The following is a 13744-nucleotide window of genomic DNA, read 5'->3' as shown; positions in this document are numbered from 1 at the left end:
GAAATAAGAAAGAAGGGTGGGCACGCATGCCCACCCTACGAAAAAAAGGACCCGGCTATACCGCCGATCATTTGGCGGTATAGCCGGGTCCTTCTATTCCAGCTTGCTGTGCTTGCTACTGTCTTCGATTCAGCGTGCTGAAATCGCGTCCACCACGCACAAGGCGGTCATGTTGACGATACGGCGCACCGTTGCCGATGGCGTCAGGATGTGGACCGGCTTGGCGCAACCCAACAGGATCGGGCCGACCGCCACGCCATTGCCGCAAGTATTCTTGAGCAGGTTGTAGGCGATATTGGCGGCATCGATGTTTGGCATTACCAACAGGTTGGCATCGCCTTTCAACGACGAATCCGGCATCGTTTTTCTCAACAGCTCGGCGTTCAGCGCGGTGTCGCCATGCATTTCACCATCGACTTCCAGCTCCGGCGCCAATTCCTTGATGATACCCAGCGCACTCCGCATTTTCCGCGCAGAAGCGCTGTCGCTGGAACCGAAATTCGAATGCGACAGCAAGGCTGCGCGCGGCTTGATGCCGAAACGCAGCATTTCTTCCGCTGCCAGGATCGTGATTTCCGCCAGTTGCTCGGCAGTCGGATCTTCGTTGACATGGGTATCGACCAGCACCAGCTGGCGGTCGGCCAGGATCAAGGCATTCATCGCGGCGTAGACATTCACTCCTTCGCGGCGGCCCAGCACCTTGTCGATGTAGTTCAAATGCAGGCTGGTGGTGCCGTAAGTACCGCAGATCATGCCGTCGGCATCGCCTTTATGGATTGCCATCGAACCGATCAAAGTATGACGGCGACGCATTTCCAGCTTGGCGTATTGCTCTGTCACGCCCTGGCGCTTGGTCATTGCCAGGAAAGTCTGCCAGTAATCGCGATAACGCGCGTCGAATTCCGGATTGATGACTTCAAAATCGACACCAGCCTTCAGACGCAGGCCGAAACGCTCGATGCGCTGTTGCAGCACGGCTGGACGGCCCACCAGGATCGGCCGCGCCAGGTTTTCATCGACCACCACTTGCACTGCGCGCAGGATGCGTTCTTCTTCGCCTTCAGCGTAGACAATCCGCTTTTTCTCGGCCGCTGTCTTCTTGGCGACCTGGAACAGCGGCCGCATGAAGGTACCGCTGCGATAAACGAATTGCTGCAGCTTGTCGATATAAGCTTCCATATCCTTGATCGGACGGCTGGCGACGCCGGACGCTTCAGCGGCCTTGGCGACTGCCGGTGCAATCTTGATCATTAGACGCGGATCGAACGGCTTTGGAATGATGTATTCAGGTCCGAAAGACAGATTGGTGACGCCGTAGGTCGTGGCGACGATATCCGATTGCTCGGCTTGCGCCAGCTCGGCGATCGCATGCACCACCGCGATTTCCATCTCACGCGTGATAGTGGTGGCGCCGCAATCGAGTGCGCCGCGGAAAATGTAAGGGAAGCACAGAACATTGTTGACCTGGTTCGGATAGTCCGAACGGCCAGTCGCCATGACCGCATCATCGCGTACGGCCTTGACATCTTCCGGCAGGATTTCAGGCGTCGGATTAGCCAGCGCCAGCACCAGCGGCCGCGGCGCCATCGCCTTCACCATGTCTTGCTTGAGTACGCCGCCGGCCGACAGGCCGAGGAAAATGTCAGCGCCCGGGATCAGCTCGGCCAACGTACGCGCATCGGTCTCGCGCGCGAAACGCAGCTTGTCCGGATCCATCAGTTCAGTGCGGCCTTTATAAACCACGCCGGCCAGGTCGGTGACGAAAATGTTTTCAATCGGGAAGCCGAGATCGACGATCAGATCCAGACAGGCCAGCGCCGCGGCGCCAGCGCCGGAGACCACCAGCTTGCAGCTCTTGATGTCTTTGCCGACTACCTTGAGGCCATTCAGAATCGCCGCGCCGACGATGATCGCGGTACCGTGCTGGTCATCGTGGAAGACCGGGATCTTCATGCGGTCGCGCAATTTGCGCTCGATCTCGAAACACTCTGGCGCCTTGATGTCTTCCAGGTTGATACCGCCGAAAGTCGGCTCCAGCGAGGCGATGATGTCGCACAGTTTTTCCGGATCGTGTTCGTTGATTTCGATATCGAAGACATCGATGCCGGCGAATTTCTTGAACAGCACGCCCTTGCCTTCCATCACCGGCTTCGATGCCAGCGGGCCGATATTGCCGAGGCCGAGAACGGCGGTGCCGTTGGTGATAACCGCAACCAGGTTACCGCGCGCCGTGTAGCGGAAGGCGTTAGCCGGGTCGGCCACGATTTCTTCGCAAGCGGCAGCAACGCCCGGCGAGTACGCCAGCGCCAGATCGCGCTGGTTAGTCAACAATTTGGTCGGGGTTACGCTTATTTTCCCGGGGGTTGGAAACTCGTGATACTCAAGCGCCGCTTGACGCAATTGTTGGCGGAGCTCTTCTTTTTTATCGATCATCGAATCCATATGCCTCTGTCCCCAAGTCTAACAAGTGAAAGTCTTTGATTTTATCAGACTGCTCGCCGTCAACCATGCAAATTTCGCATTATGAATGAGGATTTCACGCAACAATTTAAAATAACTATCAATTTAATAAAATCGATTAATTTTAAATTTCAATTAATATGCACTGCAAATTGGAAATTGGAAATGCCCGGGAAATTGATCGAGATCAAGCCCGGCACTACTGATGTTGTAATAAAATTGCACCCCGCACGCATTGCGGCGACTTATCGCTCAATGCAAACAAGATTGAAGACCGCTTTTTCATCGCCGCCAACTCTGCCAATTCAGTTAATTATCGTTCAGGACACTCCATGAAACCCATCATCATCATCGGCGCCGGTATGGCCGCCTACAGTCTGGCGCGCGAAGTGCGCAAGCTGGACAAGACCGCCGAACTGCTGATCATTACGGCCGACGATGGCGGTTTCTATTCCAAGCCGATGCTTTCGAACGCCTTCGCCCAAAAGAAAGTGGCGGCGCAATTGATTTCGCAAAACTCGGCGCAAATGGCGGAACAGATCGGCGCCACTATCCTGACCAAAACCCGGGTCAACGGCATCGACACCGCACGCAAGATAGTTGACACCAGCAGCGGCGCTTTCGAATACCGGCAACTGGTGCTTGCCGTCGGCGCCCAGCCGATCCGGCTGAACCTTGCCGGCGACGCCAGCGACCGCGTGCTGTCCGTCAATCACATCGACGATTACGCCACCTTCCGCGCCAAGTTGCTGCCCGATCTGCAAGCATCGGCCCGCGTCGCCATTCTGGGCGCCGGTTTGATCGGTTGCGAATTTGCCGACGACCTTGCTGCGCACGGCCATACGGTTACGCTGATCGATCCCAATCAGTTGCCATTGGCAGCGCTGGCGCCGCAAGCTTTGTGCCAAGGTTTGCATGCGGCACTGACTGCGCGTGGCATCAACTTGCAACTTGGTACGACTGCCGCCAGCATCGACCATGCCGACAGTGCAATCAAGATTACCCTGTCGAATGGTGAAGTGGTCGTGGCAGATGTCGTCTTGTCGGCCGTCGGCCTGCGTCCCGACCTGGCTCTGGCGCAAGTAGCGCAATTGACCACCGGCCGCGGCATCATGGTCGATAGCCATGGCCGTACCAGCGCGGCCGACGTATATGCGCTCGGCGATTGCGCCGAGTACCGCGTCGACCGGGAGGGCCGCACCAGTCCCCTGCCATACATCGCACCGATTCTTACCGCCGCGCGTGCGATTGCCAAGACATTGACTGGTGAAGATACCGAAATCGATCTGAAACATTCGCCGGTGATCGTCAAGACACCGAGCTATCCGCTCGCGCTGATACCGCCGCCACCGCACACGGTGGCCGCCGGCCGCTGGGAAACCGAACTGGATGGCGCTACCACCATCTGCCGCTTCTTTGATGCGCAAGGTGTGATGGTAGGTTTCGGGGTAGCGCCGCAAGAAGCGAAAATCAGGCAAGCCTTGATGGCGGCTTTGGGGACGACGGCTTAAATGATTTGGCGTAGGGTGGGCATGAATGCCCACGCGTGACCGTGATAGCCGGAGTGCAAACGCACGCGTTACCAAAACAGGCATCTGCCACGAGTGAATTCCGCGTGGGCATTCGTGCCCACCCTACAATTACAGCATCACGCAAACTCGGCAATCAGCTCCACAATTTCTGCGCCATAGGTTTCCAGCTTCTTCTCGCCGACACCGCTGACGCCGCGCAAATCATCCAGAGAAGCTGGTTGCGCCTTGGCGATTTCGCGCATGGTGGCATCGTGGAAGATGACGTAAGCGGGCACGTTGTGTTTGCGCGCAGTCTCGACTCGCCACCAGCGCAATTTCTCGAAAATCGCCTGCTCCAGTGTCGACAGATCCGTTTCGACATAACCCTTCGGCTTGCTGCCGCTGCGTTTCTGCTTGACCGGCTTCTGGTATTCCCGCAACTGCACCGCTTGCTCGCCGCGCAGCACCGGCCGCGCCGCATCAGTCAGTTTGAGCGCGCTGTACGCCTCGTGGTCGACCGTGATCAGGCCAAGCGCAATCGACTGCCGCAAGATGGCCCGCCACTCAGCCTCGCTACGATCGCTGCCGATGCCAAACGTCGAAAGCTGATCGTGACGCCACTGCTTGATCTTGTCGGAATCTATGCCACGCAAGACATCCATCACATGCATCGCACCGAAGCGCTGGTCGACCCGGTAAATCGTCGACAGCAGCTTTTGCACCACCACCGTCGCATCGAATGATACCGGCGGACTCATGCAGGTGTCGCAATTGCCGCAACGCTCGGAGCCCTGACCGAAATAATCCAGCAAGCGCACGCGGCGGCAATGCAGGGTTTCACATAGCCCCAACATGGCATCCAGCTTGACGCCCAGCACCCGCTTGAAAACCTCACCGGCTTCCGACTCGTCGATCATGCGCCGTTGCTGCACCACGTCTTGCAAACCGTACGCCATCCAGGCATTGGCGGGGCCGCCGTCGCGGCCGGCGCGGCCGGTTTCCTGGTAATAACCTTCAATACTCTTGGGTAAATCCAGATGCGCGACAAAGCGCACATCGGGCTTGTCGATCCCCATGCCAAACGCGATGGTGGCCACCATCACGATCCCGTCTTCGCGCAGGAAGCGCCCTTGATTCCTGGTCCGTTGCGCGTAATCCATGCCGGCGTGATAGGGCAAGGCCTGGATCCCCTGCTGCCCCAGGAATTCGGCGGTTTCCTCAACCTTCTTGCGCGACAGGCAATACACAATGCCGGCGTCGCCGCCATGTTCGCTTTGAATAAAGTCGAGCAATTGTTTGCGGCCGTTGGCTTTTTCAACGATCTGATAACGGATGTTGGGACGATCGAAGGAAGAAACGAAACGCGCGCCTTGTTCAAGTTGCAGGCGCAGGGCAATTTCTTCCCGGGTCTGCTGGTCGGCAGTGGCTGTCAGCGCAATCCGCGGTACGTTCGGAAAACGCTCGTGCAGGATCGACAGCTTGATGTACTCGGGCCGGAAATCATGTCCCCATTGCGATACGCAGTGCGCTTCATCAATCGCAAACAAGGCAATCTTGGAGGATTCCAGCAAATCCAGGCAGCGCGGCGTCAGCAAACGTTCCGGCGCCACGTACACCAGATCAAGATCGCCGCTGCGCACGCGGCGTTCGATCTGCGATGCCTCTTCGTAGGTTTGCGTAGAATTCAGGAAAGCGGCGCGCACGCCGACTTCCGCCAGCGCATCGACCTGGTCTTGCATCAACGCGATCAACGGCGACACCACCACCCCGACCCCATCCCGCAGCAATGCCGGAATCTGGTAACACAGCGACTTGCCGCCGCCGGTCGGCATCAGCACCAGCGCATCGCCACCGTTGGCCACATGACTGACAATCTCAGCCTGCTGGCCACGAAAAGATGGATAGCCGAATACCGTTTGCAGTATATGAAGTGCTTGCGGGTCGGAACTGGCGGATGCTTCTGCTGAATCTGACGAATGTGGCGAATGTGGCATTAGTTACTTACGGAATCTTGTATTAGCTTAGAAAGCCGTTATGGACACCGACCAGGAGAAATACTCCCAAGGCGACGCGATAGATGATGAACGGCCAGGTTGAGAATTTCTCCAGGAATTTCATCAAACCCCAGATCGCGCCAAAAGCCGAAATACTGGCCACTACCAGACCGAAGATCAGCAACATCCAGGTCTCCAGCGGCATATGCAAATGGAACAGCACCAGCAACTCTTTCAAGCCGGCCAGCGCAATCGCCGGCAAACCGAGCAAGAAGGAGAAGCGCGCCGCTTCTTCACGCTTGAAATTAAGGAACAAGGCGGCAGTCAGCGTCGAACCGGAACGCGACACCCCCGGAATCAGCGCACCGACTTGCGCCAGGCCGACGATCACCGCATCACGCATACGCATCTCGCCGACGGTGCGGCGATGACGGCAACTGAGTTCGGCAAGCGCCAGCAGCACCCCCATGGCGATACACGCATAGCCAATCACGCTCAGGCTGCGCAACGGCGAGCCGCAGGCGTTCAGCACATGCGACAGCGACAATCCTGCAATTCCGATCGGGATCGTCGCCAGGATGATCGCCATCCCGAGGCGGAATGACGGGCTGCTGAAATTGCGCTCACGCACTGCTGTGATGCTACCGACAGTCACTTCGCGCACATCACGCCAGAAATAACTGACGACGGCCGCCAGCGCCGCCAGCTGCATCGCTGCGGAAAATGCGGAGCCCGGATCATGCCAGCCCAGTATGGCCGGAACGATGCGCATGTGCGCGGTGGAAGAAATAGGCAATAACTCAGAGATTCCCTGAATCACGCCAAGAATCGCAACCTGTAGATAGTCTAACGATGCAAACCCGATATCGGTACCAGCGGAACATACACTTGCCACAGCAATCTCCAGTTCAGGATTGAATGATTACAAATTCCAAAAAAACAATGACTCTTTTTCTGCAGTTCGGACGCGCGCTCAATGTGTCCAGCTCAATGCGTCCAACTAACCCAGCCGGTATATCCGGTCACGATCACCACCAGCCCAAACACAATCCGGTACCACGCAAACAGGGTGAAATCATGGCTGCTGATATAGCGCAGCAACCAGCGCACGCACAGGAATGCCGAGACAAATGCAGCTACGGTCCCGATCGAGAACAGCGGAATATCGGCCGCCGACAACAGCGCGCGATCTTTGTACAGGGAATAAATGGTGGCGGCAAACAGGGTAGGAATTGCCAGGAAAAATGAAAACTCGGTAGCCGCCTTGCGCGACAAGCCAAACATCATGCCGCCGATAATCGTTGCACCCGAACGGCTGGTGCCGGGAATCAGCGCGAACGCCTGGGCAATGCCGATCTTCAGCGCATCCAGCGCGCTCATGTCGTCGACCGATTCGACCCTGGCAACCTGGTCGCCGTTCTTGTTGCGGCGCTCAACCCAGAGGATCACAAAGCCGCCGATAATCAGCGCAATCGCCACCGGCAAAGGCGCGAACAACTTTTCCTTGATCATCTTGCTGAACAACAGCCCCAGTATTGCTGCCGGGATAAAAGCGATGATCAGGTTGATAACCAGCTTGCGTGCCTTGATATCGCTAGGCAGTCCGCGCAGGACCGCGCCGATACGGGCTCGATATTCCCAGCATACGGCGAAAATCGCACCGGCCTGGATGGCGATTTCGAACACTTCGGCTTTTTCACGCGTAATGTCGGCAGTAAAGTCCAGCAAGCTGCCTGCCAGAATCAGGTGGCCGGTCGACGAGATCGGTAAAAACTCGGTGAAACCCTCGACCAGGCCCATGATGAGCACTTTTAACGCGAGAACAATATCCATGTGGTTTGGGAGTAAAAAGAAAGGAAATCAAGCTCCGGGGCGAATGATACCGCCCTGGCCGTTGTAAAGTTGCGGGATATTTCTTAAAAACAGCCGTCTATTTTACCGGCTCGAATGTAACCACGAGGTTTTCGGGCTTGGTGCCGATTCTTGTCGGCATGAAAGCTACGCCGGCATAACGTAAATCTTCCGGCTTGAAGGTATACAACGGCACCCCGGCCAGCAGTTGACGCGCCAGCAAATTACCTATCTGCGTCACTTGCGCAGCGTAGGTATTGTCGAGGCCGTCCAGCATCAGGCTGTCCAGCTTGGGCTCTAGCAATGTCACTGCGTTGTGCGGGTTATCCAGGGTCAGCACACCCGAGATCGCCATCTTGCCGCTCCATGATTTACCTAGCAATGGCATGGCGACTGTCACATCGGTTGCCATCGACAAGCGATTCTGCTCCGGCGGCAAGCTTAGCAGGGCCTTGTTGGCGGTAATCTCGAACAGGCCCAGATAACGCTGCGAAAAAGGCAGACGCTTGTCGACCGATTGCTGCAGTTTAGTCAACGGAAATTCGACATCGCGCGGCCCGATAAGCGCGGCACAGGACGATAAGAGCAGCGTAGTACATAGCGCCAACAACGCCGGCATGACCTTGCTGGAAGTAAAGTTTCTATATTGCATTCAAATTTTCCCTTTTTCTTTTTGCCGCCAGTCAATAGACTGACCCTACGCTGCGGTCAATCGTTCCAACGTGGCCAGGTAATGCATCGCGTGCGCTTGAGAATTGCCGCACATATCCAACGCCGGCTGCAGGCTGGCGCAGACGGCAGGACGATCCGGGCTGCCGAAAATCCGGCAAAGATTGGCGGGATCCAGCTGAATGCAGCGAACACCCGCCGGCTTGCCGTTCGGCATGCCAGGGATCGGCGACGAGATCGACGGCGCAGTACAGCAGGCGCCGCAATCGGGACGGCAAAAGATGCCTTCCGCTTTCATACCGGTCCCTCGACAATTAGTGTGTATTTTGAAAACATTTTGCGATCTGCGGCATTGCAAATTGAAGCAAAGGCCAGATTCTACTTGCAATCACCTTCCCAACCGGCACCTCGATTGCGTTCAATCGTCGACATCAAGGCAAAAAAATATTTTTCATCGTATGGAATAAGCAGCCTGGATTTACGTTCACGTACATGAAGTTGCAATTTTTGCATCTCATTTAAATGAATCTCCAGGAGCCGTTGATATGAAACATTTAATTCTTACCGCGATCCTTGCCGTCGCATCGGGTTCTTACGGTGTTTTCTTAACTGTAGCCCTCTACCCGTCCGTAGCGGGTGCAACCCAAATACGTACCACTTTTGACGGCAATATCCGCAACAATTCTCTGGCGTTGAGCCCGGACGAAGCCACCGCCGTTGTGTCCAACAGCGAGCGGCCCGAGATTATCGTCTACGATCTTCCCAGCGGCTCGGTGCGGGGCGTGCTAAGTGGCTATGTAACACCGCGCAATATAGTATTCGCGCCTGACGGCAAGGCTTTCTTCATCTCCGATAGCAGTCTCGGTGAGATAGTAAAAGTAGATAGTGCAACGCTAGTGCCGCTTTCACGACTGGCGGCAGGTCCAGGGAGTTTCGGAACAACATTGACCAAGGATGGGAACGCGCTCTATATCAACAACCAGGCCGCGGACACAGTGACACGCTTCGACATCAATAGCGGGTTAGCCCAAACTGTAATCACCGGCTTCGCGCAACCGCGCCAAGGTATTCGCCTGAGCCCGGACAACGCCAAACTCTATGTCACCAACTTCCTTGGCGACAAGGTGACGATTGTCGACACCAAGACCAACAAAATCGATGGCGAAATCACCGGATTCAACAAGCTGCGCGCAATCTCGGTCACCGCCGATGGCAAGGTCATGTTTGCCGCCAACAGCGGCGCCGACAATATCGCTGTAGTCGATATCGCCAAGCGTCAGATTACCGGCACGGTGCCAGTCGGCAAAGAACCATATGGCGCGGCGCTAAGCCCCGACGGCAAATTTGTCTACAGCGGCAACCTGGCCGACGATAGCGTTTCAGTGATTGACGCAAAAACGTTGAAGGTCGTCGCCACCATCAAGGGTTTCAAGGGGCCGCGCCAAGCCATTGCTTTTACGCGGGACAGCAAGTTTGCTTACGTGTTGAACACGGATCTGAGCTTGTTCAAAGTTGATAGCGCCAGTCAGAAAATTGTCGCGGAAATTTCCTTTGAGCATTCAAGTAATGCTCTGATTAAGTAAACACGCGGCCAACTTATTCATGCTGCGCAGGAACCTGATTGTAAGACTTGTGCTTAGGAGTAACACCTGAGAATGAAGAAGGTAAATATCCTGGTTGCAGACGCTCACCCTGTCGTGGCAACTGCTGTAAAAGAACATCTGGGTCGGCATCCTGGCTTTAGTGTGCATCCCTCAGTTGCCAATTCCACCGAATTATTCGATCGATTGAGTTCTCAACAAGTTGATGTTCTTGTGACTGCCTACATCATGCCTGGCGGCGCATTCGGGGACGGTTTGACCATGCTCAAACGCGTGCGCAAGCACTACCCGACAGTTCGCATCATCGTATTTACCAGCCTCGACAGCCCGAGAATCCTCACTGCCCTGAAATCCTTAGGAATCAATTCGATCATTAGCAAACGCGACGCGATAACGGAACTTGTCGTTGCCATTGATCGCGCGCTACGGGGAACTGGATATCATGGCCGATGCATTCATGAAATAGTTGAAAGATCAAACTGCCTGAACATTGGTGGACATGAAGCGCTGTCCGTTCGCGAAGCCGAGGTCCTGCGCATGTATCTTGCTGGTCATTGCATAGCAGAAATCGCAAATTCCCTTAAGCGCAGCGTGAAGACTATCTACAATCAAAGGCGTGCTGCAATGGCGAAACTGTCATGCAAAACTGATGCTGAATTGTTTCAGCTTCAATCGATTCATGGCATCGTCACATAAGAACGTAGCCCAGCATTCCTGGATATCCCATCCTGAAGAAATATCCGCCAGCGGCGATGGCCTCAATGCTGCGCATCGTCAATGGTATCGGTGGTCTGCGACAACAGAAAACCGTCTTTTCCTTACGGCGTTCCTCAAGCGTCAAATTTAGCGAGGGGCCTCGCCTTTCATTGCAGGGCCCCATTTTGGGAATTCTCCCAAAATATCCGGTAACCCGCGCTGCCATAATAAATCCAACATTATGAGAACTCTGAACGTGTCGTACAAACGTATCTGCATCACATAATCCTTCAATTGCAGCAATGCGAAGAAAGTGAAATCTCCATGAGCTCACAAAAATTAGCCGTCGATTCGATTATTGCGTTAGCAGATATACCAAAATTCACTCTACAACTGCTCAGCGGAACGGCAAAAGGGGCAGTAAGGTCAAGCGGGATTTTTACTAAAGAAGACATCACCAGAATCAGAATATATGTCAGGAATGGAAATTCTCTTCCTTTTGATATTAATACAGTGAGAAATCAAATCGGCTATGACATTGGCATAGCTGGCTTGACTCCTGAAGATGTTTTTGAATTATTCAAGAATATCCGGTCTCATGCAATTTCTTGGTACAACGTTGAAACTCATCTTTGGGACCAAAGCCTGGATATGAATTCAACTGCAAAGTATCTGGTTGCAACCGGTGAAGAGATTCTCCGTATTATCAATGCAATGCCTATTCTTGAACGAGTAAAAAAAATAGTGGGCGACGTTTCGGACTTCCAATTATCAGAAATCATTTTGGAACCGGATGATGAAGTACAAATAGTTACTTTGCTGAGTGCTCTGAACAAGATAAAACGCCACATTTCCGAACAACAGGAAAAAAATAAAAAAATGAAAACCGTTGTTTATGATTTTAGAGTAGGAATGGCAGGCGGCCAATTGAGCAATGGAAAAAATACTGTGGGTGTGCAAGCGCAAGTCAAATCCAAATACGATTTGCTGAAAGCACACAAATTACTTGACTCCATCAAGGCTTTACAAGATGAGATAGACGAAAAATATAAGCAGATTGCGCAACTGGAAAAAGAGTATAAAAAATATACCGGATTAGCATTTTCGGGGGCGGCTCTTGGCTTTGTAGGTCTGGCTATCACTGGCGGAATATACGGAGCCAAAGCCGAAGCGGCTCGCAAAGCGAAAAATAAATTAATTAAAGATATACAGCAACTACAAAAGCAGAGTTCAGAGAAAAAGTTGTTGCAGAAATCCATAGAAACCCTATCCCGCAGTTTTAGCGATATCGCCATACGCATGTTAGATGCGGAAATTGGAATTAACAACTTGAATTATATGTGGGAAACCGTGCTCAATAATATAAGCGATTCGGAACTGCAAATGAGCCGTATCAATGATGCGCTCAAACTGACAACTTTCACCGTAAATTTTCGAAAAGTAATTGCGCCCTGGAATGATGTGGAAAATTTAGCATTATTACTTACCGGAGCAATTCTCGACGGCATAAAGGAATCTTTTGAAACTACAGACACACCAATTGCACCTTAAATAATTGAAGTCGGAATTCTTCGCTTCTGCATTCATTCAAGTTTTTAACCGTAGCTCATACATGGAGAATGTCGTTATGTTAGCAACTAAATCACCACCGGATCTCGTCATAGAAACAACAGAGATACCAAAAATGGCCCTGCAACTACTCAGCGGAAAAATGGAAGGAGTTGAAAGAACAGCTGGAATTTTTACGAAAGAAGACCTTATTAACATCAAACTATATGTTAGAGCTGGGCTTGCACTTCCTACCCAGCTTACAACAGTAGAAAGCTATCTTGGTTATAAGAATAGCGGCATTGCTGGATTGGAGCCGATAGATATTCTGCAGCAGTATATCTCTATTAATTCCCACGCCCTTACCTGGAATAATCTTGAAGGCCATGTATTGAAGCAAAGTATCGTACTGGATACCGTTGCCAACAACATTGTTGGAACCGGAAACGAGATCATCGCGATCATCAATCAGATGCCCATTTTGGAGCGCGTGAAACAAACGGTTGGCGACATTTCAGAGGAGGAGTTACGAGAAATTACCTACACGTCTGAAGATAGGGAAGTGGCCGGCGCGTTGCAAGAAATACTAGCTCAGATGAGGATTGACATAGCCAAACAACAGAGCGACACAAACGCAGTCAAAACTGCAGTTTCCGATTTTAGAATAAAAATAGTTGGCGGCACACTAAACAATCGGGAAATCACTCAGGGTCTGGAGCCACAAATCAAATTCAAATATGATTTAATGAGAAAAAGTGGCCTGTTGACTACAATCAAAAATTTGCAAGAGCAAATAGATGAAAAAAATCTGGAAATTGAACAATTAAAAAAAGATTACTCCAAATACGTCGCATTGGCTTTCTCCGGTGTTGCCTTAATTCCTGTAATAATTACCGGCAGTATTTTCGGTGATAAAGCGGAAAAAGCACGCAAGGCTAAAAATAGGCTGATTATCGAAGTGAAGGAATTGCAAAATCAGGTAGCCGAAAAAAAAGCACTGCAAGCGGCTCTGGAAAATCTGACTGGAATTTTCTCTGACCTGGGGATTCGCATGCTTGATGCGGAATCTGCTCTTAATCATTTGGACTATGTATGGGCAAACTTATTAAGCCATATCGATGCCTCAAATCAGGAAATGGAAAACATCAACGATGCCCTCAAATTGACCAGCTTTATCGTCAACTTTAAGAAAGTGATTAATCCCTGGGGGAGCGTTGGCGGCATGGCCCAAGACCTGGTTATTTCCATCAATGAGGCATTAGAAGAGTACAAGCGCCTATATCAATAATTCACAATACAACAGAATCTAAAAAAGGAAAACATGATGGCAACCATTAATTCATTACCGCGTAGTGTCACCTACCCTGAATGCGATATTACAGTTCTAAACCGATCACTAAAGAATATACATGGT

Annotated in this window: 11 protein-coding genes; 5 read left to right on the top strand and 6 right to left on the bottom strand. The window is 52.6% G+C overall.

Annotation, left to right across the window (positions count from 1 at the left end; genetic code table 11):
* Nucleotides 1-129: 129 nt before the first annotated feature.
* Nucleotides 130-2442, bottom strand: coding sequence for an NADP-dependent malic enzyme (locus tag KHU29_RS06000; RefSeq protein WP_211451802.1), 2313 nt, complete (start codon nt 2440-2442; stop codon nt 130-132).
* A 350-nt stretch (nt 2443-2792) separates the two neighbouring features.
* Here KHU29_RS06000 and KHU29_RS05995 point away from each other — a divergent pair, with 350 nt between their 5' ends.
* The gene (locus KHU29_RS05995; RefSeq protein WP_211451800.1) at nt 2793-3971 is read left to right on the top strand and encodes an FAD-dependent oxidoreductase; all 1179 of its coding nucleotides are present in this window, start codon (nt 2793-2795) and stop codon (nt 3969-3971) included.
* 137 nt (nt 3972-4108) lie between these two features.
* Here KHU29_RS05995 and recQ read toward each other — a convergent pair whose 3' ends face one another.
* From recQ to KHU29_RS05970, 5 genes are all read right to left on the bottom strand, one after another.
* Nucleotides 4109-5965 carry a DNA helicase RecQ gene (gene recQ, locus KHU29_RS05990; protein ID WP_211451798.1) on the bottom strand — a complete coding sequence of 619 codons (1857 nt, stop codon included), beginning with the start codon at nt 5963-5965 and terminating at the stop codon, nt 4109-4111.
* Between the two features lie 22 nt (nt 5966-5987).
* A complete protein-coding gene (locus KHU29_RS05985) occupies nt 5988-6860 on the bottom strand; it encodes an undecaprenyl-diphosphate phosphatase (protein WP_211451796.1) in 873 nt (290 codons plus the stop codon).
* A gap of 92 nt (nt 6861-6952) precedes the next feature.
* Nucleotides 6953-7798 (bottom strand): undecaprenyl-diphosphate phosphatase, encoded by an 846-nt coding sequence (locus KHU29_RS05980; RefSeq protein ID WP_211451794.1) that lies wholly within the window; start codon nt 7796-7798, stop codon nt 6953-6955.
* Between the two features lie 97 nt (nt 7799-7895).
* Nucleotides 7896-8468, bottom strand: coding sequence for a DUF1439 domain-containing protein (locus KHU29_RS05975; RefSeq protein WP_211451792.1), 573 nt, complete (start codon nt 8466-8468; stop codon nt 7896-7898).
* A gap of 45 nt (nt 8469-8513) precedes the next feature.
* The gene (locus KHU29_RS05970; RefSeq protein WP_246541552.1) at nt 8514-8783 is read right to left on the bottom strand and encodes a YkgJ family cysteine cluster protein; all 270 of its coding nucleotides are present in this window, start codon (nt 8781-8783) and stop codon (nt 8514-8516) included.
* Between the two features lie 247 nt (nt 8784-9030).
* On the opposite strand from KHU29_RS05970, the gene KHU29_RS05965 reads away from it, so the two are divergent.
* The 4 genes from KHU29_RS05965 (at nt 9031) to KHU29_RS05950 (ending at nt 13618) form a co-directional block, all read left to right on the top strand.
* Nucleotides 9031-10068: a YncE family protein gene (locus KHU29_RS05965; protein ID WP_211451790.1), complete on the top strand. Its 1038-nt coding sequence runs from the start codon at nt 9031-9033 to the stop codon at nt 10066-10068.
* A 72-nt stretch (nt 10069-10140) separates the two neighbouring features.
* Nucleotides 10141-10782, top strand: coding sequence for a response regulator (locus tag KHU29_RS05960; RefSeq protein WP_211451788.1), 642 nt, complete (start codon nt 10141-10143; stop codon nt 10780-10782).
* 324 nt (nt 10783-11106) lie between these two features.
* Nucleotides 11107-12333 carry an alpha-xenorhabdolysin family binary toxin subunit A gene (locus tag KHU29_RS05955; RefSeq protein WP_211451786.1) on the top strand — a complete coding sequence of 409 codons (1227 nt, stop codon included), beginning with the start codon at nt 11107-11109 and terminating at the stop codon, nt 12331-12333.
* A 76-nt stretch (nt 12334-12409) separates the two neighbouring features.
* Nucleotides 12410-13618, top strand: coding sequence for an alpha-xenorhabdolysin family binary toxin subunit A (locus KHU29_RS05950; RefSeq protein WP_281416080.1), 1209 nt, complete (start codon nt 12410-12412; stop codon nt 13616-13618).
* Nucleotides 13619-13744 lie beyond the last annotated feature (126 nt).

It is taken from the genome of Collimonas antrihumi, from assembly GCF_018304965.1.
GTDB lineage: Bacteria > Pseudomonadota > Gammaproteobacteria > Burkholderiales > Burkholderiaceae_D > Collimonas > Collimonas antrihumi.
This window is presented reverse-complemented; position numbering and strand designations above follow the sequence as displayed.